Origin of the sequence: Pectobacterium aroidearum (genome assembly GCF_015689195.1) — a bacterium.
GTDB lineage: Bacteria > Pseudomonadota > Gammaproteobacteria > Enterobacterales > Enterobacteriaceae > Pectobacterium > Pectobacterium aroidearum.
In genome coordinates, this window is sequence record NZ_CP065044.1 from 349,892 (window position 1) to 368,889 (window position 18,998).

General features: G+C 49.5%; 17 protein-coding genes. 14 read left to right on the top strand and 3 right to left on the bottom strand.

Annotated elements, in window-relative coordinates:
• The first annotated feature begins 328 nt into the window (after positions 1-328).
• Complete coding sequence (locus I2D83_RS01520) at positions 329-2,938, top strand: sigma 54-interacting transcriptional regulator (RefSeq protein ID WP_205947423.1); 2,610 nt, start codon at positions 329-331, stop codon at positions 2,936-2,938.
• Here the strand turns inward: I2D83_RS01520 and I2D83_RS01525 are convergent.
• Entirely contained in the window at positions 2,921-3,070 is a 150-nt protein-coding gene (locus tag I2D83_RS01525) for a hypothetical protein (RefSeq protein ID WP_181847953.1), read from the bottom strand. The genes I2D83_RS01520 and I2D83_RS01525 overlap by 18 nt on opposite strands.
• Positions 3,071-3,235: 165 nt before the next feature.
• Between I2D83_RS01525 and I2D83_RS01530 the strand changes: the two genes are divergently transcribed.
• The 10 genes from I2D83_RS01530 to gntR all read left to right on the top strand — a co-directional run bounded on the left by I2D83_RS01530 (position 3,236) and on the right by gntR (position 13,964).
• Positions 3,236-3,718, top strand: coding sequence for a PTS sugar transporter subunit IIA (locus I2D83_RS01530; RefSeq protein WP_015842049.1), 483 nt, complete (start codon positions 3,236-3,238; stop codon positions 3,716-3,718).
• Positions 3,715-4,890, top strand: a complete 1,176-nt coding sequence (locus I2D83_RS01535) for a glycoside hydrolase family 88 protein (RefSeq protein WP_194431239.1) — start codon at positions 3,715-3,717, stop codon at positions 4,888-4,890. Before I2D83_RS01530 ends, I2D83_RS01535 begins: the two co-directional genes overlap by 4 nt.
• A gap of 24 nt (positions 4,891-4,914) precedes the next feature.
• A complete protein-coding gene (locus I2D83_RS01540) occupies positions 4,915-5,409 on the top strand; it encodes a PTS sugar transporter subunit IIB (protein WP_015842047.1) in 495 nt (164 codons plus the stop codon).
• Positions 5,410-5,420: 11 nt separating this feature from the next.
• Entirely contained in the window at positions 5,421-6,224 is an 804-nt protein-coding gene (locus I2D83_RS01545) for a PTS mannose/fructose/sorbose/N-acetylgalactosamine transporter subunit IIC (protein WP_181830491.1), read from the top strand.
• Complete coding sequence (locus I2D83_RS01550) at positions 6,217-7,074, top strand: PTS system mannose/fructose/sorbose family transporter subunit IID (protein ID WP_015842045.1); 858 nt, start codon at positions 6,217-6,219, stop codon at positions 7,072-7,074. Before I2D83_RS01545 ends, I2D83_RS01550 begins: the two co-directional genes overlap by 8 nt.
• Positions 7,075-7,183: 109 nt before the next feature.
• Positions 7,184-8,008: a Cof-type HAD-IIB family hydrolase gene (locus I2D83_RS01555; RefSeq protein WP_205947424.1), complete on the top strand. Its 825-nt coding sequence runs from the start codon at positions 7,184-7,186 to the stop codon at positions 8,006-8,008.
• Between the two features lie 347 nt (positions 8,009-8,355).
• A complete protein-coding gene (locus I2D83_RS01560; protein WP_205947425.1) occupies positions 8,356-10,230 on the top strand; it encodes a DUF4962 domain-containing protein in 1,875 nt (624 codons plus the stop codon).
• Between the two features lie 41 nt (positions 10,231-10,271).
• On the top strand, positions 10,272-11,939 hold the full coding sequence (locus I2D83_RS01565; RefSeq protein WP_205947426.1) for an alginate lyase family protein: 1,668 nt from the start codon (positions 10,272-10,274) through the stop codon (positions 11,937-11,939).
• A 168-nt stretch (positions 11,940-12,107) separates the two neighbouring features.
• On the top strand, positions 12,108-12,803 hold the full coding sequence (locus I2D83_RS01570; protein WP_015842041.1) for a pirin family protein: 696 nt from the start codon (positions 12,108-12,110) through the stop codon (positions 12,801-12,803).
• Between the two features lie 165 nt (positions 12,804-12,968).
• The gene (gntR, locus tag I2D83_RS01575; protein ID WP_180779409.1) at positions 12,969-13,964 is read left to right on the top strand and encodes a gluconate operon transcriptional repressor GntR; all 996 of its coding nucleotides are present in this window, start codon (positions 12,969-12,971) and stop codon (positions 13,962-13,964) included.
• A 9-nt stretch (positions 13,965-13,973) separates the two neighbouring features.
• Here gntR and I2D83_RS01580 read toward each other — a convergent pair whose 3' ends face one another.
• Positions 13,974-14,486, bottom strand: coding sequence for a gluconokinase (locus tag I2D83_RS01580; protein ID WP_015842039.1), 513 nt, complete (start codon positions 14,484-14,486; stop codon positions 13,974-13,976).
• A 158-nt stretch (positions 14,487-14,644) separates the two neighbouring features.
• On the opposite strand from I2D83_RS01580, the gene I2D83_RS01585 reads away from it, so the two are divergent.
• Positions 14,645-16,021, top strand: a complete 1,377-nt coding sequence (locus I2D83_RS01585; RefSeq protein WP_181830486.1) for a GntP family permease — start codon at positions 14,645-14,647, stop codon at positions 16,019-16,021.
• A 342-nt stretch (positions 16,022-16,363) separates the two neighbouring features.
• Here I2D83_RS01585 and I2D83_RS01590 read toward each other — a convergent pair whose 3' ends face one another.
• Positions 16,364-16,957, bottom strand: a complete 594-nt coding sequence (locus tag I2D83_RS01590; RefSeq protein WP_015842037.1) for a YhgN family NAAT transporter — start codon at positions 16,955-16,957, stop codon at positions 16,364-16,366.
• Positions 16,958-17,253: 296 nt separating this feature from the next.
• On the opposite strand from I2D83_RS01590, the gene asd reads away from it, so the two are divergent.
• Positions 17,254-18,357: an aspartate-semialdehyde dehydrogenase gene (asd, locus tag I2D83_RS01595; protein ID WP_180779341.1), complete on the top strand. Its 1,104-nt coding sequence runs from the start codon at positions 17,254-17,256 to the stop codon at positions 18,355-18,357.
• Positions 18,358-18,462: 105 nt separating this feature from the next.
• Positions 18,463-18,948, top strand: a complete 486-nt coding sequence (locus tag I2D83_RS01600; protein ID WP_205947427.1) for a GNAT family N-acetyltransferase — start codon at positions 18,463-18,465, stop codon at positions 18,946-18,948.
• Positions 18,949-18,998: the final 50 nt, after the last annotated feature.

Consider the following 18,998-nt stretch of genomic DNA (forward strand, 5'->3'; position numbering starts at 1 on the left):
CAGTATTATTTAGCCAGCTCGGGTGCTGGCTTTTTTTTTGCCTGTCGTCCGCTCCTGAGCCACCCTGTTTCCGATCTTCCGCGCGTTTTCTCCCTTATTCCATCGCCATTCTCTGATGTTTAACCGATGCATCGCGCTGGTGATGTACCTTTCTGTCAGTACGCTCTACCCAATTGCATTTAGGATGCGAAGACGATCACAACAAAGTAAAAACGATGTTTCATTTTCTCTTTATCGCGCAGATAGTTATTAGTGTTTAATGAATTCTTAGTGTCTAGTGTCTAAAAATGAATGGATGCTATCCTGCTCACTACGGTGGAATCCGCTTATGGCTTTGTCCGCGAAAGATAAACTGTTCCAAAACATCATCACGCACTATGCCAGTAATACCCATGGATTCACGGCGCTGGATTGTGCCGGTTTTATTCAGGTCAGCCGTAGCGTTATCAGCCATTACCTTAATCGCCTGTGCGATGAGGGCAAACTCCATAAGCAGAATACTCGCCCTGTCCGTTTTTATATCGATACTCGTCCACAAACTTCGCCAGATACAGTGATACCGCTCAAGCATGATGATGTTTTTAGTGAACTGATTGGTGCTACAGGAAGTTTGCAGCAAGCCATCTCTTCTTGTCGTTCTGCGGTGAATTATCCCGGTCGGGGGCTACCGATATTGCTCTCTGGCGAGAGTGGCGTTGGGAAAAGCCACCTGGCGGCAATGATTCATCTTTATGCACAGGATCGCGGTATTGTTGCCTTGGACAAGCCATTGGTCGAGCTTAACTGTGCCGACTATGCCAACAATCCCGAACTGCTTTCCGCTACGCTGTTTGGCTATATAAAAGGGGCATTTACCGGGGCCGATCGGGATAAAAAAGGTGCCTTTGATGATGCTGACGGCAGTTTCCTGTTTCTTGATGAAGTGCATCGCTTATCTGCGGAAAATCAGGAAAAACTCTTTTTATTTATGGATAAAGGTTACTTCTATCGTCTGGGAGATAACCGTACTCGCCACTCGGCCGCGATCCGCTTTATTTTTGCCACGACGGAAAATGTCGATACGGTGTTGTTGAATACTTTTCGTCGGCGTATTCCCATTCGTATTGCGCTACCAAACTTTATTTCCCGTCCGCTGACCGAGCGGGTTGCTCAGGTAGAGTATTTTTTACGCCGTGAAGCGAGCGATCTGAACTGCGATATTCATATGGATAGCCTGTTGATGCATCAACTGGTGGCGTCTCCCATTCGGGGAAATATTGGTGAATTGAAAAACCAAGTCAGAGTGATGTGTGCCAGTGCATGGAGTGAAAACCAGCATTCAGAATATATTGCATTACAGCCTCTCCAGCCCGGTCAAATGAATGGCGATACGCTGGTGTTCTCCGCGCGAAAACCTTCAGCTTCCCTCGATATTTCATCACTGTTGCCAAAAGCGATGCGGGATGACGTGATATTCAAAGAGTTTTGTCACAGCGGCAATACCCTACTGTTGAATCGAAAACTCGAACAACTGCTCACCACGCTTAACTGTACCGTTCAGAAAGAGGAACTCTACAGCGGCTATATCTGGCAAAACACGATGCGGGCCATTAATGAGTTGGAAAATCAAACGGGTATTGAATGTAACGCAGACTATCGAAAAACGGTTTGGCTTTGCCTGCATTACGCCATGAATAATGCCAGTGAAGCGCAATACATCAATGAACTGACGGCCATCACCGATTATGTTTCTGCAAAAGCCAGGCTGCTGGCGCTTGAATGCCTCTGTTTGTTGAAAAAATATGTGACAAACACCGATTATCCTTTGCTGATGCCGCTGCTGAGCTGTGCCATGAACAAATTATCCGGCGATGATGATTTGATTCAGGGCGTGATTGTCTCCCACGGTCGCTCCACCGCTTCCAGTATTGCAGGGATTGCAAACCAACTAACGGGCGGATACTACTTTAAAGCGTTTGATATGCCCAACTCGACCTCGACACGGGAGATCATTGATCTATTGATTGCCCATCTGGATAGCATCAAACAGCGTGCAGGGTTGATTATATTGGTCGATATGGGATCGCTGAAAGAGATCTATGAGGAAATAAAACTGCACCTTCACGGTGAGTTGTTAGTCATTAATAATGTCAGCACGGCGATGGCGCTGGACATTGCATCTAAGATTCAGAGTCGATTGTCCATGGAAGAGATTATCGACGGCGTAAAAGGCGCCTATGAGGTCGAAACAAGGTATTACGCGGGTATGCTTCCCGGTAATAAAATTATCATTTCATGTATATCTGGTGAGGGGATTTCCAGAAAGCTGAGAGATATTGTATTACGCTATCTGGCCTCTGACACAATAGATATCGTCACAATGGAATATGATGATTTAAAATACAAACTGTCACAGGCCGATCCGGCATTAAATGGCACACGGCTCGTCATTACCACGACTGCGCTTGATGCAGGTTATATCCCCATTATTAGTGTTGAGCAATTAATAAAAGAGAAGTTTGACATCCTGCACAGGGACTATTTTACCGACCTGCTTATCTCCGGTGGAATGGAACCTATGATTGATGAAGTGGTTAAGCTATTTACGGTAGAAGGCGTTGCCGGACGTCTTAATTTCCTTAATCCGGTGATTATTATTGATGAAGTGGAAGCCGTAATTAAGCAGTATGAATTTTTCTACAAAATTCATTTTGAGAGCTATTTACGCATTAATCTGTTTATGCACATTGCGCTGATGATTGAACGGGTCATGGTCAATACTGGCATGTGCCATCGTGATGACTCCGCGCTAACGGCTGAACAGCAGGCGTTTGTCGATGTTCACGATACGTTTTTTCAGGTACTGAACCGTAAATACCATATTGTCGTTCCATTGACAGAAGTGCTGATGATTTATGAAATCATGGAGCCCTGGATTTCTTCAGACCCTACGCCGTAATAATGCGACGCTGACCAATGAGTCAGTGTCGCCTTTCGCCACTTCGCTCTCTGCCACGCCGAACCATACTGACACCTTGCGCATAAAAATGGATAGCCGGATGGCGTGGCTATCCTCTCTTTTTATTGACATAAATAGGCGCTCACCGCGTTTCGACACATCGTTGTATGCCGATCTGGACAGTATTTTTAGCGTCTAATAACTGAAATAAAACCCAATAAAAACAATTGAATAATAATCTGGCATGGTAAGTGCATTAATGCTGCCAGTTGCTGTAAATAAATTAAGGAACGCGTTATGCGAGAAGTTTATATCGCCAGCCATGGCCGATACGCTGAAGGGACGGTATCCGCCCTGAATTTACTGATTGGCGAAGATCATGCGATTCAACCTATTTGCGCTTATTGCGGCGATATTGGTTCTACAGCTGAATTGGCTGAACGTTTTATTGAGATTGCGCAGGAATCGGCGCGGCGTGGAAATGAGTTAGTTATTTTCACCGATATGCAGGGAGGCAGCGTTAATAATACCGCGGTGCAACTGATGGTGAAATACCCACATATGCACGTGATTAGCGGCGCTAATTTGATCATGCTGATGGCATTTTGCATGTCTGAAAACAGCGATACCGCCGCTCGGGTGCGTGAAGCGATCACGATGGCTACAGAAGGTATGCAGTACATGAATGCCGTTCCAGCGCTTCAGGCGGCGCGTGAAGCGAACTTTAGCGCTGAACAGGATGGCTCCGACGATTTCTTTACTACGGAGCTATCGCAATGACGATCATTCTTGAGCCATTAGATGCGCGCTACGAGGCATTTCACCCTCCACTTTCTCCGGTATGGCTCAATGATGCCATTCAGGATGTTTTAAAAAAGCTGGACGAGATGTTGCCGCGTTTTAGCCACACATTTCCTGCTGCCAGCGCCAGCAGTGGACACTATCCGACGGTTGAAAAGGTCGATTGGACGGAAGGGTTCTGGACTGGCATGTTGTGGCTGGCCTGGGAAGTTACCGGGGATGATAAATATCGTCAGGTAGCGGAAGGGCTGCTGGACAGCTTTGAAACGCGTCTGGATAACCACATCAAAGTCGATACCCACGACTTAGGGTTCCTTTACCTGCTGTCCTGCGTCAATGCCTGGCGCCTAACCGGCAACGAACGCGCCCGTTCACTCGCGCTACGTGCTGCGGAACTGCTGTATCAGCGTTATAACGAAACCGCAGGGGTGATACAGGCATGGGGCGATCTCAGCGATCCTGCGCGGCAGGGGCGCATGATTATTGATTGTAACCTGAACGTCCCGCTTTTGTTCTGGGCTGCGAATGAGACGGGAAATACTGGCTATCGGCAAGCCGCACAGCGCCATCTTGCTTTAGCCGCACGCCATCTGGTCAGAGATGACGCCTCAACGTTTCATACGTTTTATATGGATATCCGCACCGGACGCCCACTACATGGCGATACCCATCAGGGATTCAGCGATGATTCCTGCTGGTCTCGTGGGCAGGCCTGGGGCATTTATGGCTTTGCGCTGGGCTTTAATTATACCGGCGATGGCGAGCTTCCGGAGTTGTCCCGCAAGCTGGCTCACTATTTTCTCAACCGGCTGCCGGAAGATTATGTCTGTTACTGGGATTTGATCTTTACGCCGCAGGATAACGCGTTTCGAGATACCTCTGCGGCAGCGATTGCCGTATGCGGGCTGGCGGAACTGCTAAAGCAGTTGCCCATTACCGATCCGCTGCGTCCCGCCTATCACCATGCCATCACGCAGATCGCGCAGAATTTGCGCCAGCACTATTTCGCTCATCACACCGACGGGCTGCTGCGCGAAGGTGTTTATAACTTCGGCCGCAATATGGGAATTAACGAACCCAATCTCTGGGGTGATTACTTTTGGTTTGAAGCCCTGGTACGCCTTACCCGAATCTGGACCCCCTACTGGTAAATTCTAATAACAGGAGTAAATACCATGATTTCACTTATTCGTATTGACGACCGTCTGATTCATGGACAGGTCGCCGTTGTCTGGACAAAACACCTTGGAGTTAACCGCATTCTGGTTGCGAACGATCAGATTGTGAATAACGACGTACAAAAGATGTCGTTACGCATGGCCGCCCCGGATACGGCTAAATGCGCCATTATGACGGTTGCGGATGCGGTTGATGTACTGAATGACGCCCGCTCCGACAGCATGAAAATTCTGCTCATTATCAATAACGCAGCCGATGCGCGGCGCTTGATTGAACAAGTCCCTGCGATAAAAACGTTAAACGTTGCGAACTACGGCCGTATTACCGACAACCTGGCGGCAAAAACGAGAATCAGCGACACCGTATATGTGACTCCGGAAGATGTGGCTGATTTTCATGCGATTGCTGAACGTGGCGTGGCGGTTGAGTACCAGGTCTTACCTTCACACCCGATAAAAAACCTGATTGAGATGCTGGATAGCGCTCATTAAGCGAGGTCACCATGTTAACAACAGCACTTCTTATTGCATTGGTGATGTATATCGCCAAGTTTGCCGACCACACGCTAGGGCAGCCACTGATTGAACGCCCGCTGATTTGTGGTGCGATGGTTGGGTTTGTCCTGGGGGATTTCCAGCAGGGCATCATCATTGGTGCGACGCTGGAACTCATTTTCCTCGGCACTATCACCATCGGCGGCTCTGTGCCCGCTGACCTTGCGGTCGGCTCGGTACTGGCTACGGCTTTTACTATTTTAACGAAAGCCGAACCCGCCGTTGCAGTCGCGCTGGCATTGCCGATTAGTTTATTGGCGGTCTTTGTCTATCAGGTCGAGAAGCTGGTTTATACCGGTCTGGTCGAGAAATACGATGCGCTGCTTGAAGAGGGCAAAGATCGCGCTGCACTCGGGATGACACTAGGGATGACGCTGTTCTACGGCGTACCGTTTGCGGTGATCGCATTCTTTGGGGTGCTGTATGGGACGGACGTCATTCGCAGCCTGGTGGAAAGCATTCCTGGCACGGTGATGCGTGGCATGACCGCCGTCGGAGGGATTTTACCCGCTTTAGGTTTTGCCATTCTTCTTCAGGCGTTGTGGAACCGTAATATCGCGGCTTTCTTCTTTATCGGTTTTGCCATGGCCGCCTACTTAAAACTGCCCATCATGGGGATCGCGATTATTGCCGCCTCTGTCGCCGTTTACCTGTGTTTTAACGAGTTCAACCAGCTCAAAGCCAACAAACAGAATGCTGCCACTGCTCCGGCGGCTTCTGTAGACGATAAGGATGGGTTCTTCAATGACTGATATCCAAACCAGGCACGTCAGCGAAACAAACAATGCCAGTGCATACAGTGATAACAAGAGTGAGAAAAAGCTGTTTCGCCAGCTGTTCTTCCGCCAGTTCCAACTGCTGGGATCGATGAATTTTACGCGTATGCAAGGGCTGAGTTATGGCTGGGCGCTGGCGCCGATGCTGAAAAAGATCTACCCAGACCCGCACCGTTATCTGGACGCGCTAAAGCGTAACAGCCAGTTTTTTAACTCCAATCAGCATTTATCTCCTTTCATCATGGGGCTAACGCTGTCGATGGAAAAAGAAAACGCCAACAATCCCGACTTTGATCAATCCAGTATTAACGGCATCAAAGTTGCCCTGATGGGGCCGTTTGCGGGGGTGGGCGACTCTTTCTTCTACGGTGTGTTACGTATTATCGCGACGGGGATTGCTATCGGGTTAGCCTCTCAGGGAAACCCGCTGGGTCCTTTGCTTTTCCTGCTGATCTATAACATTCCAAGTTATCTGGTTCGTTACTATGGTGGGGTGATGGGGTATCGGCTAGGGTCGAAATACATTGCGGAAGCGACCCAGTCGGGCCTGTTGGGCTGTATTACCAAAGCCTCGTCGATTATGGGCTTGATGATGGTCGGTGCGATGAGTGCCAGTATGGTGAAATTTACCACGACCTATAACACCACCATCGCCGGACAGCCCTTCGTGTTGCAGGACATTCTCGACAAGATATGCGTTGGCCTCATTCCACTGCTGCTGGTATTAGGGTGTTTCAAGCTTCTCAAGAAGAAGGTCAGCCCTAATCGGGTGCTTATCCTGTTAATTGTATTAGGCTTTGCCGCAGCAGGTATTGGCATCATCTAAATGCATCCTCCCTCATGCGAGGGAGGCGTGTCTTATTCTTTGGTGGAGCGTTAGCGTTGATATCTGACGCTTTCGCTCGCTTCAGAAACGATCATGAGCAGGAAGGGCAATGGAATTTAAATTGCTGGCTATCGATCTGGATGGCACGTTGCTGACGTCACAAAAAGCAGTGACGCCAGCGACATGCAGAATATTGCAAGAGGCTCTGGAAAAGGGCATCCATGTGGCGCTGGTTTCTGGCCGGACGCTGCCCAGCGTATTGCAAATCATGGATCAGCTAGGGCTAGTTGGTTCTCGCTGCTGGGCTATCGCCTGCAACGGTGCGTTGATCTGGAGTCAGGAAAAATCCGCCATGATTAGCGCCCACGTTCTGGATCATGACGATATTCTGACGTTGACGCATTTTGGCCGCAGTCTGAATCTGGAATGCTACCAAATCGATGGGCAGCAGTTGGTTGCCAGCAGGCCTGTTCTCTCTGATGCGGGTGCCTTGCGGTATTGCCGTATGCCGGTGGTTATCCTGCCGCCAGATTGGGAAACCCATTCCCGACGACAGACGCCAAAAATGATGTTTGTTGAGGGACGAACCACGATAGATGCACTGGCCGGGCGTATCCCTCCGTCGCTTTCTCGTCGTTATTATTTTGTGCGCAGCGAACCTAACTATTTTGAAGTCATGCAGCGGGGCGTTAACAAAGGCACTGCCTGCCAGACGCTGGCCCACTATCTCGCGATTCCCCCCGCGGCTATTCTGGCAATCGGCGATGAGGAGAATGATAGAGAAATGTTAGCGTTCGCCGGTACAGGGATCGCGATGGGGAATGCAGTGCCAAAGATTAAAGCCATGGCAGACTGGGTAACGACAAATAATGACAAAGAAGGCGTAGCCGTTGCGCTTCAACGCTACCTTACCCTGACCGGGGACTCGTGTTGATCGCGAGCCTGCGCTCACCACGTTGTACCTTATAGATAGTTAGTACTTTATCGATAATTAGTTCCGTATCGATAAGTAATACCTTATCGACAATAAAAATAAAGAGGTGCTTTAAATGTGGGAAAAAAGTATGTGAAAGGAGTTAATCGACACACATACCTCTATTTTCTACATGTTGTGTGATCCGAGTCTCGCCTAGCGTCTGGGTTGCCGTAGACACTAATAATGAATGTGTTTTTTCTTGAACACATTATTTTAATCTTTTGAAAATAAAAGTTATTTACCTCTTGGCATATCCCTTGCTTATTCCTGTTAGATAATAAGATAAACAGGAAAATAGACGAATCATGAATAGAATCTCTCTGGCTATAATGATGACTACCATTTTCATCACTCCCTCCGTGCTGGCTGCTGTTCCTGACGCTCATGAATTTAACGCTATCAATATATTTACTCGCGATACTGTCGTTAAAAATTTAAAAAAAGATCATCCAAGATTATTGATGACTGGCGAGGATATAAAAATTATCCAAGAGCAGATTAAAAGCGATGAAGAGATGAAAAAGCTGGTTGATGAGGTAATTAGAAGAGCTGAAGGAAGCCTTAATGAGCCGGTTATTCATTATAAATTGACTGGGAACGATGCATCACCTTCATTACTGGATACATCGCGGAAGGCTATAAAGATTATCCTGGATAATGCATTTTCCTGGAAAATCACCGGAGATGCTCGTTTCGCTAAAAAAGCGAAAGAAACCGTGCTTGCCGTATCTGACTTTCCTGACTGGAATGCGCAATCCCGTTTTCTTGATGCTGGAGAAATGATGTTTGCGGTGGCCATCGGCTATGACTGGCTTTACGACCAGTTGTCCGCCGAAGAAGAGAAGCAAATTCGGGAGGCACTACTTGAGAAGGGAATTAATTGGGGATTAAAAGCTTACGCTTACAAGGATCCTGCCGCGCCCAGCCTGGGGTTTCCATGGTGGGCGACCAATTGGAATGAAGTCTGCAACGGCGGGGTACTCGCAGCAGTTCTTGCTACCGCGGAACATTATCCCGAACGGACACTGACGCTGCTCAACAATATTATCCCCTCGCTGAAGATGGGACTGGATGCCTATAAACCAGATGGCGCGAGTGCAGAAGGCCCCATTTATTGGAGCTACGGTATGACCTATCGCATTATTGCGCAGGAGATGCTGAGAAGCGCGTTTGGTCAGGATTATGGTTTATCGTCAGATACCGTTCTGGAAAAAACTCCCTGGTATCGTTTTGCTATTGAAGGTTTCTCTGGTGATGGTTTCAACTACGGTGATGCGGTAGAAGATCAGGGTTATACCCCCGCTTATGCCTGGTTCGGCAATCGCTACAAACAAGATCTCATTATTAATGCTGCCAGAGGACAAATGCAGAAAGCGCTAGCGCGCTCAGCAGCAGGGAAGGTGTGGGGAGAGTTCGATCGCTTTTTGCCGCTATTTGCGCTGTGGTATCCACAAGCCGTGAGCGTCAGTGGCGCAACGACACAAGATAACTTTCTGTTTCATGGACCATCAGCGCTTTTTATTTATAAGAAGCAATTTTCAGATGGGGGAAATGTCTGGTTAGGTATTAAGTCTGGTGACAATAAAGCGAATCATGCCCATCAGGATCTTGGCTCTTTTGTTCTGGAATATGATGGTGTCCGCTGGGCTAATGATTTAGGCAAAGACTATTATAATCTCCCCGGTTATTTTGATAATGCCGTGCGTCCATCGTATTTCCGCGTATCTGCCTTAAGCCATAACACGCTCACCTTTGATGGTGACAATCAGGATCCTAATGGCGTGGCGACACTCATTTGGGATGAAAAGCAATCAACGGCAAGGCTTGAATTAACACATGCTTATCCTGATGTCGCGGAAAATATACTCAGAGAATATCGGTTAGATGGAAAAGCCATAACAATAAGTGATGCAATACAAGGAACCTACAACCCCAAAATATACCGTTGGGCAATGGTGACAACTGCCGAGATTACTATCAAGGGCAATACGGCATTGTTGACCAAAGAGGGTAGGACGATCAACGTGATAAAAGATGATGATTCTGCGGAATTTCGTGTTCTATCGACAAAACCTGCCGATAACCGACAAAAGGACAACGTGGGAACATCCATGTTGGCAGTACAAAAGGAAATACCTGCAAAATCTGATTACAGAATCAATGTCACCATTACGCCATGATCTCTGTAATCTGTTGTTAATCAATAAAAAGGAAACTGTGTATGGATATCTGTTTGAGTAAGAAAAAAGGTGTTTTTTTCTTAATAATTATATTTTTGAGTCTGTTTCTAAGCGGACTCAGAGTCGGGCACGCGGCCGTCAATGATAAAGCTTTCCTGCATCCGGGTATGCTTTATACGCAAGCGGATTTGGAGCGGATGAAGGCAGGGGTTAATAATAAGCAGGAGCCTTGGTATACGGATTGGCAACTGCTGCAATCTCACTATTTGGCAAGCGCCACGTATTCGGTGACGCCAAAAGCGGTGGTATACCGAAACGACCCCACAAATGGCAGTGCGGGAAATGGTGAGCTACAGAATAGTGCTTCAGCCGCATTGTCCCTCGCAATTGAATGGGCGATGACAAAAAATCCCGCCTATGCGAATGCGGCGATAAAAATTCTGAATGGCTGGTCAACGACATTGACGGCAATTAAGGGCAACGACGCACAGCTTGCCGCCAGCCTGTATGGTTATAAATTGCTTAATGCGGCTGAGATATTACGCTATACCGGCAGCGGCTGGTCGTCGGCTGATATTGCGCAGTTTAGTAAAATGATGACCAACGTATTTTACCCATTGACCAGCACCTATGGTCAGGTAAATGGCGGTTGGGCGAATGGTAATTGGGATGCGGCCGACACGCTATTTCACCTGAGTTTGGGGGTCTGGCTGAACGATTCTGAATTATATAATAGCGCTGTAACGTATTTTAAACAGGGCGAGGGCAATGGTTCGGTTATCCATTATGTACAAAATGAGAATGGCCAATTGCAGGAGAGTGGCCGCGATCAGGCGCATGCACAAGGGGGATTAGGCTTATTGGTGATGGCGGCGCAGATTGGTTATAACCAGCGCCAGTATCATACAAGCGGGGCAGATATGGTGAGCTACCCGAATAATAGCTATCCACTGGTTAAGGCGGCGGAATACACCGCGAAATATAATCTGGGATATACGGTGCCCTATACGCCGATTCCTGGTAAAGGTTATACGCTTGCGGATATGGGAAAAGGGCGCGCATGGATCCCCGGTCTGACCATCTCTTCTGCATTTCGTGGCGAATTCAGGCCAATATATCGTGGCATTTTCAGCTTATTCACCGCAGCCGGTGTGTCTGAAACTCAACTGCCTTACACGAAAGAAGTCATCAGTCGTATGCCGATAGGTAAGTTTTATTTTGATCATCCTTCCTATGAAGGATTAATCAATGCGACAAATTCTTCTTCATCCGACAATATGTATATTGTGTTGCAGTCTGTCAGTAAATCTCGGAATAACGATAACACGGGAACACTGGCTACCGTCACGGGTGAGTCCGCGCCAATTACCGTAAATGGGGTCAATCCGTCGGTAAATAGTGGTATTCAGGCGGTTTATCTTAATAAAAATAAATTCGCTTTCCGTTCGATACAGACAGGGAAATATATTTCTGTCACCGCGGAGGGTCGTTTAGTTGCATCTGCCAACAACGTGACCGACCGTGAATCCTTTATTTATACCGACTCCGGAAATGGTAATGGAACGTTATTGTCCGTATCGAATAAGCGTTTCCTGATTATGGATTCTGATACCTATCAAATTTCAGCGACTGGAACGGGCGTTAGCAATGATAATGGCCGGTGGATGATGTTATATCCCGATCCAACAGCGTTAGGTGTTGTTAAGTAATAACCGAACACGGAACTGGAGTTATCTCTGGTTCCGTCATTTCTCAATGCTTATTTCTCAATGCGTCATCCTGTTCTGATTTTTCGAACAGAGCGGTGAGTTTTTTGCGCTATCTTATTTGCCACCGCCCGTTACACTTTCCTTATCAAAAACGCGGGAGGAAATAACATGATCTATTTACGTCAAGCGCAAGATCGCGGACATGCGAATCACGGCTGGCTCGACAGCTGGCACACGTTCTCCTTTGCCGATTATTACGATCCTGATTTCATGGGTTTTTCGGCACTGCGCGTCATTAATGAAGACGTTATCGAAGGCGGGCAGGGCTTTGGCACACATCCGCACAAAGATATGGAAATTTTGACCTATGTTTTATCCGGTGCCGTTGAGCATCAGGACAGCATGGGAAATAAAGAGCAGGTGCCAGCAGGCGAATTCCAGATTATGAGTGCGGGTACCGGTATTCGTCACTCTGAATACAATGCCAGCAAGGACGAACCGCTGCATCTGTACCAAATCTGGATTATCCCGGAAAAAACCGGGCTGACGCCGCGCTACGAGCAGAAGCGCTTTGATGTGCAGCAAGGACGCCAGTTAGTGCTGTCCCCGGATGCGCGTGAAGGCTCGCTGAAAGTCTTTCAGGACATGACGCTGTGGCGCTGGGCGCTGAAAGCGCAGGAGCAATCGGTGTATCAGATTCAGGCTGACCGTCGCGTCTGGGTTCAGGTGGTGCGTGGTACGGTAGAGATTAACGGCCAGAAAGCGGAAACCAGCGATGCATTCGCAGTCTGGGACGAAACGGCGATTTCTGTTCATGCCAGCGAAGACAGTGAAATTCTGCTGTTTGATTTGCCGCCGGTATAACGACGGTGAAGATGTGAAACATAAGCCCGCGTAGGAAAGGACGCGGGTTTTTTATGCTCTTAAAAGCCGCACGCTACCCTTCAGATTCTGCCCCTTTGCCTTTACTTTCTTTACGTTTTTTTTGCTAGACTTAGCCTACTGTTTTTCAGGCATTTTTAGTCGATGATGAAGAAGAAAAGACCCGTTCTCCAGGACGTTGCTGACCGCGTTGGGATTACCAAAATGACGGTAAGCCGCTATTTGCGTAACCCTGCGCAGGTGTCAGCCGCGTTGCAGGAAAAGATCGCTATTGCATTGGATGAGCTGGGCTATATTCCCAATCTCGCGCCGAATATGCTCGCCAGCTCCACCAGCCGGGCGATTGGGGTGCTGCTGCCGTCATTAACCAATCAGGTTTTTGCCGAGGTATTACGCGGTATTGAGCGCACGGCGGAAGCGCACGGTTACCAGACCATGTTGGCGCACTATGGCTATCATCCTGACAAAGAAGAACAGCGCCTGACCTCACTGCTGTCGTATCACATCGATGGGCTTATTCTGGCCGAACGCACCCACACGCCGCGAACGCGCCAGATGCTGGACGTCGCCGGCATTCCGGTCGTGGAGCTGATGGATTCCGTCTCGCCCTGTCTGGATATGGCCGTTGGGTTTGATAACGTCGAAGCCGCCCGTCAGATGACGCTGCGTATGGTTGCGCTGGGGCATCGTCATATTGTCTATCTCGGGGCGCGGCAGGATGAGCGTACGATTATGCGCTGTCGAGGCTACGAGCAAGCGATGTGGGAAAGCGATCTCAAAAGTTACTGCGTGATGAGTGAGCGGGCGTCTTCCTATTCGCTCGGTGGTGAGCTGCTGCGGCAGACACAGGCGGAATACCCGCAGGTCGATAGCGTATTTTGTACCAACGACGACTTAGCCGTCGGCGCGATGTTTGAATGCCAGCGCCAGGGATTGCGCGTGCCGGAAGATATCGGTGTAGCGGGTTTCCACGGGCACGATATTGGTCAGGCGATGGTGCCTAAGCTGGCGAGCGTACTGACGCCGCGTGAGCACATGGGGCGTGTCGGCACCGAGCGTTTGCTGGCTCGTCTGCGGGGCGAGCCAGTTGCTCAGGGCATGGTCGATGTCGGTTTTACCGTGCTGGACGGTGAAAGCCTTTAAACCGCTGCGTTAGCCTGCTGCACGCAGTGCCTCAACGCAGCGCTGTACGACTTCTTCCCGGGTGCCGTCAATATCGACCTTCAGGACATCCGGTTCATCGCTGCCCGGTTCTTCCAGCGCATCGAACTGACTTTTCAGCAGATCCGTTGGCATGAAGTGGCCTGCTCTGGCTTTGTGACGCTCGAGCACTAGCTCAAAGCTGCCTTTCAAATAGATAAACACCATCTTTTCGTTCCCTTCGCGCAGGCGGTCGCGGTAACGCTTTTTCAGCGCGGAACAGACGATGATGCCGGTCTCGTTTTTGTGTGCCAGGCTGTAGGCGACATCGCTAAGCCGCTCCAGCCACGGTGCACGGTCGTCATCGTTCAGTGGCGTGCCGCTGGCCATTTTCTGGATATTCGCGCGCGGATGCAGATCGTCGCCATCAATAAATTTTGCCTGAATGGCGCGGCCAAGTTCAGCGCCAACTGAGGATTTTCCACTGCCTGATACGCCCATCAGAATAATGCTTCGACCTGACATAATTTGATCTCTATCTCAAACTGTAAATTAAATGATACTTAATGGTTCCAGACTTTAACATGTTACCCGTATCATGTTACCGGTATCAAATGACGATGTGATACACCTCACAAACAATCAGCCAATTCTGGCCCGGTGTCTAAGAGAGATGATTAACGATGACAGAAATAACATCCGCCTATAGCGCCAGTGTGCTATTAACCATCGCCGCAGGCGCAGTCGCACTGTTACTGGTGTTGATTATGCGCTTTAAAGTGCATGCTTTTCTGGCTTTGACACTGGTAAGTTTGGTCACTGCTCTGGTGACGAAAACTCCATACGAGAAGATTGTCCCCACGTTGCTCAGTGGCTTCGGTAGTACGCTGGCTTCTGTTGCTCTGCTGGTTGGTTTGGGAGCAATGATTGGCCGTTTGCTGGAAGTGACCGGCGGCGCGAAGGTGTTGGCTGATACGCTGATCAACAAGTTCGGTGAACAGCGAGCACCCTTTGCGCTCGGTATTGCTTCACTGCTCTTTGGCTTCCCGATCTTCTTTGATGCGGGTTTGGTTGTCATGCTGCCGATTATTTTCAGCGTAGCAAAACGCTTTGGTGGTTCGACATTAAAATATGCCTTCCCCGCTGCGGGTGCTTTTGCTGCTATGCACGCGTTGGTGCCGCCACATCCCGGTCCGGTTGCGGCCAGTGAATTACTGGGTGCCAATATTGGCCTGTTAGTGATTATCGGTGGCCTTATTGCGTTACCCACCTGGTATTTCGGCGGTTATCTCTATGGGTTATACGCAGGTAAAAAATTCGATATCAAGCTGCCTTCAAGCTTCTTGTCTGCGGTTGAAACGGATACGAGCGTTAAGCCACCGCGTTTTTCCGTGGTGCTGAGTATCCTGCTGCTACCACTGGTGCTGATTTTTCTCGATACCGGGCTCAATACGTTAACGGTAATGGGTATTGTCAGCGGTGACAGTGGACTGGTGCAGTTCTTGCGTATGTTGGGTAAAACGCCGATTGCATTACTGATCACGGTGTTTTTTGCGTTGATGGTCTTTAGTGGTGATAAGAGCCGCTCACACCTTGAAAAAATCTGTGATGGGGCGCTAGGGCCGATTTGTTCGATTATCCTGGTAACCGGCGCAGGCGGTATGTTCGGTGGTGTGCTGCGTGCCAGCGGGATTGGTAATGCTTTGGCTGGCGCACTGGCTGATACGGGGATGCCAGTGATTGTTGCTGCATTTGTCGTGTCTGCGGCACTGCGTGTGGCGCAGGGGTCGGCGACGGTGGCGCTGACGACGACGGCGGCGCTGATGGCACCCACCGTGGCAGCGACCACGGGCTTAAGTCAGTTTGACCTGTGCTTTATTGTGGTAGCAATTGCGGGTGGGGCGACCGTGCTGTCGCATGTGAACGATTCTGGCTTCTGGCTGGTGAGTCGTTTCCTTGAGATGGATGAGAAAACGACCCTGAAAACCTGGACGGTAATGGAAACGTTGCTCGGGACTATCGCGTTCCTGATTGCGGTAATAGGCAGTATTTTGCTTTGATGTTTTTAGCCTCCCCTCTTGCAAGGGAAGGTTTTGACATTAATCCGGCGTAAAAATTATGCAGCGGTGATCATGAGTACCGAGTGAGCGACAGGACGTCGCGAAAGCCAGTGCCGCGTATGGAACGCGTCACTGGCGGCCCGAAGGGTGATCATGAACGCCGATGGCACCGCGTAGCGGCATGATTTAGCCGGAAGCCTGGGTTCGCAGGGCGGCGGCGACTGAGCGCCCTGCGTCGGGCGCGTGCTACGGGGTAGCATGGAAATTGCGATATTATCGCGCACGAAACCGTGTCTTAGTTGGCATAAAAATGTGACTAAGACACAGGGGGAAACGATGCGGCTATAACTTCATATAAGCGCGCACGCCGTCGAGGAACATCTGCGTCGACAGCATCACCAGAATCAACCCCATCAATTTCTCCAGCGCGCTCACGCCTTTTTCACCCAGCAAACGTAAGAACACATCTGACATCAGCAGGATGATGAAGGAGATACTCCAGGCGATAAACAGCGCCAGCGTCAGATGAGGAAGCTGATTAGGATACTGGTGAGACAGCAGCATCAGTGCCGCAAGGATCGACGGTCCCGCCACCAGTGGAATCGCCATTGGCACCAGAAATGGTTCTTCACCGGCTGGCAGACCGCTGCTGTTGCCTTCTTGTGAAGGGAAAATCATACGAATCGCGATAAGAAACAGCACGATACCGCCGGAAATGGAGACGGTTTCGGTACGCAGATTCAGGAACGCCAGAATACGCTCACCCGCGAACAGGAAAATCAGCATCAGCCCGAGGGCGATCAGCATTTCACGGATCAACACCACGCGTCGGCGTTTGGGATCGAGATGCTTGAGCACGGACATAAAAATCGGCAGGTTGCCGAGTGGATCCATAATGAGCAACAGCAGCACCGTTGCGGAGATCATTTCTGTCATGTTGGTTTTTACTCCCGAAACCTTGTTTCCTGACCTGGGCCCTCTTTATGGGCTGCTCTACATTATTATCTTGCGCCAAGGCAATGATATTAGAATGACTGCTGAAAAATGCCGTGCTATCGAATAAATTCACTTGCGACTTTATGTACATTTTGTAAGGTTGAACGACACGATAATTTACAGGTTTACGACAGGACGCGCGCGACCTTTTCGGCAGCTCACTGAGTCAGTACTCACCAAGCGCTATCGACGTTAGCCAGAATTCTTTTTGTTACCCCCAAAGCAGGACAGTTACCATGAAAAATGTTGGTTTTATTGGCTGGCGCGGTATGGTCGGCTCGGTTCTCATGCAGCGCATGGTGGAAGAACGCGACTTTGATGTGATTCACCCGGTATTCTTTTCAACGTCTCAGCACGGCGAAGCAGCTCCGGCGTTAGGTGGTCATCAAGGCGTGTTGCAGGATGCTTATAATATCGAAGCACTGCGCGCGCTGGACATCATCATTACCTGTCAGGGCGGCGATTATACCAATGAAGTCTACCCAAAGCTGCGTGAAAGTGGCTGGCAGGGTTATTGGATCGATGCCGCCTCCTCGCTGCGTATGAAAGATGACGCGATTATTATTCTGGATCCGGTTAACCACGGGGTGATTCAGCAGGGTCTGGATAAAGGCATCAAAACCTTTGCCGGTGGTAACTGTACCGTTAGCCTGATGCTGATGTCATTGGGCGGTCTGTTTGCTAACAATCTGGTGGAGTGGGTTTCTGCCGCGACGTATCAGGCTGCTTCTGGCGGCGGGGCGCGTCACATGCGTGAACTGCTGACCCAAATGGGCGCGCTGCACGGTGAAGTGGCGAAAGAGCTACAGGATCCGGCGTCTGCGATTCTGGATATCGAACGTAAAGTGACAGCGCTGACCCGTAGCGGTTCGCTGCCAACCGATAACTTCGGTGTGCCGTTGGCGGGTAGCCTGATTCCGTGGATCGACAAACAGCTGGATAACGGCCAGAGCCGTGAAGAGTGGAAAGGTCAGGCGGAAACCAACAAGATTCTGGGCACCAGCAGCGTCATTCCTGTCGACGGTCTCTGCGTGCGCGTCGGCGCACTGCGCTGCCACAGCCAGGCGTTCACCATCAAACTGAAGAAAGACGTGGCGCTGCCGGAAATCGAACAACTGCTGGCAACTCACAACGACTGGGTGAAAGTGGTACCGAACGATCGCGACATCACCATGCGTGAACTGACGCCTGCTGCGGTAACCGGCACGCTCTCCACGCCAGTGGGTCGTCTGCGTAAGCTGAACATGGGGCCGGAATACCTGTCCGCCTTCACGGTCGGCGATCAGCTGCTGTGGGGAGCCGCTGAACCGCTGCGCCGTATGCTGCGCATCCTGCTGTAGTTATCTTGATGTAGCTATCTTGCCATAGTTCTCCTGCTTCTCTGGCGCAACATCGGTTGGTGTTGCGCCTGTTCCCTACTCAGATGACATCGAGAAAGTAAACGAATGAGTACTGACAGTGAAAAGGATATCTCACGTGTATTAACATGGGAAAATCAGAAATTTGTTGTTACGACGAATAATGATCTACTGGATATTCATGCCATACATTGTTATTTAACGCGTTCAAGTTGGGCTGAAGGCATTGATATCGACACTGTTCAGGAATCTATCACTAACAGCCTTAATTTCGGTTTATTTACTGACGATAAGCAGATTGGATTCGCGCGTGTCGTGACGGATTTTGCGACTTTTGGTTATCTCTGTGATGTTTATGTGCTGGAAGAATATCAGCAGCAAAAGTTGGGAAGCTGGTTAATGGAATGCTGCCTTGACCATCCGGTACTTAAACGACTGCGGCGTATTATGCTTGTGACATCCACAGCGCCATGGCTCTATGAAAAAGCAGGGTATTCTCCGGTTAACAAAGAAAACTATGTCTGGGCGATTACGCGTCCCGATATCTATCAATCGAAGATGTATCAGGCTTGAGTTTCCCGTCAGGCCGAGCGTGCTCTCCTGCTCTCAGGTAGTTTTCATTT

Excerpts from the sequence above, each read along its gene's own strand:
- I2D83_RS01520 (WP_205947423.1), top strand. The coding sequence starts at position 329 with ATGGCTTTGTCCGCGAAAGATAAACTGTTCCAAAACATCATCACGCAC.
- I2D83_RS01525 (WP_181847953.1), bottom strand. The coding sequence starts at position 3,070 with ATGTCAATAAAAAGAGAGGATAGCCACGCCATCCGGCTATCCATTTTT.
- I2D83_RS01530 (WP_015842049.1), top strand. The coding sequence starts at position 3,236 with ATGCGAGAAGTTTATATCGCCAGCCATGGCCGATACGCTGAAGGGACG.
- I2D83_RS01535 (WP_194431239.1), top strand. The coding sequence starts at position 3,715 with ATGACGATCATTCTTGAGCCATTAGATGCGCGCTACGAGGCATTTCAC.
- I2D83_RS01540 (WP_015842047.1), top strand. The coding sequence starts at position 4,915 with ATGATTTCACTTATTCGTATTGACGACCGTCTGATTCATGGACAGGTC.
- I2D83_RS01545 (WP_181830491.1), top strand. The coding sequence starts at position 5,421 with ATGTTAACAACAGCACTTCTTATTGCATTGGTGATGTATATCGCCAAG.
- I2D83_RS01550 (WP_015842045.1), top strand. The coding sequence starts at position 6,217 with ATGACTGATATCCAAACCAGGCACGTCAGCGAAACAAACAATGCCAGT.
- I2D83_RS01555 (WP_205947424.1), top strand. The coding sequence starts at position 7,184 with ATGGAATTTAAATTGCTGGCTATCGATCTGGATGGCACGTTGCTGACG.
- I2D83_RS01560 (WP_205947425.1), top strand. The coding sequence starts at position 8,356 with ATGAATAGAATCTCTCTGGCTATAATGATGACTACCATTTTCATCACT.
- I2D83_RS01565 (WP_205947426.1), top strand. The coding sequence starts at position 10,272 with ATGGATATCTGTTTGAGTAAGAAAAAAGGTGTTTTTTTCTTAATAATT.
- I2D83_RS01570 (WP_015842041.1), top strand. The coding sequence starts at position 12,108 with ATGATCTATTTACGTCAAGCGCAAGATCGCGGACATGCGAATCACGGC.
- gntR (WP_180779409.1), top strand. The coding sequence starts at position 12,969 with ATGAAGAAGAAAAGACCCGTTCTCCAGGACGTTGCTGACCGCGTTGGG.
- I2D83_RS01580 (WP_015842039.1), bottom strand. The coding sequence starts at position 14,486 with ATGTCAGGTCGAAGCATTATTCTGATGGGCGTATCAGGCAGTGGAAAA.
- I2D83_RS01585 (WP_181830486.1), top strand. The coding sequence starts at position 14,645 with ATGACAGAAATAACATCCGCCTATAGCGCCAGTGTGCTATTAACCATC.
- I2D83_RS01590 (WP_015842037.1), bottom strand. The coding sequence starts at position 16,957 with ATGACAGAAATGATCTCCGCAACGGTGCTGCTGTTGCTCATTATGGAT.
- asd (WP_180779341.1), top strand. The coding sequence starts at position 17,254 with ATGAAAAATGTTGGTTTTATTGGCTGGCGCGGTATGGTCGGCTCGGTT.
- I2D83_RS01600 (WP_205947427.1), top strand. The coding sequence starts at position 18,463 with ATGAGTACTGACAGTGAAAAGGATATCTCACGTGTATTAACATGGGAA.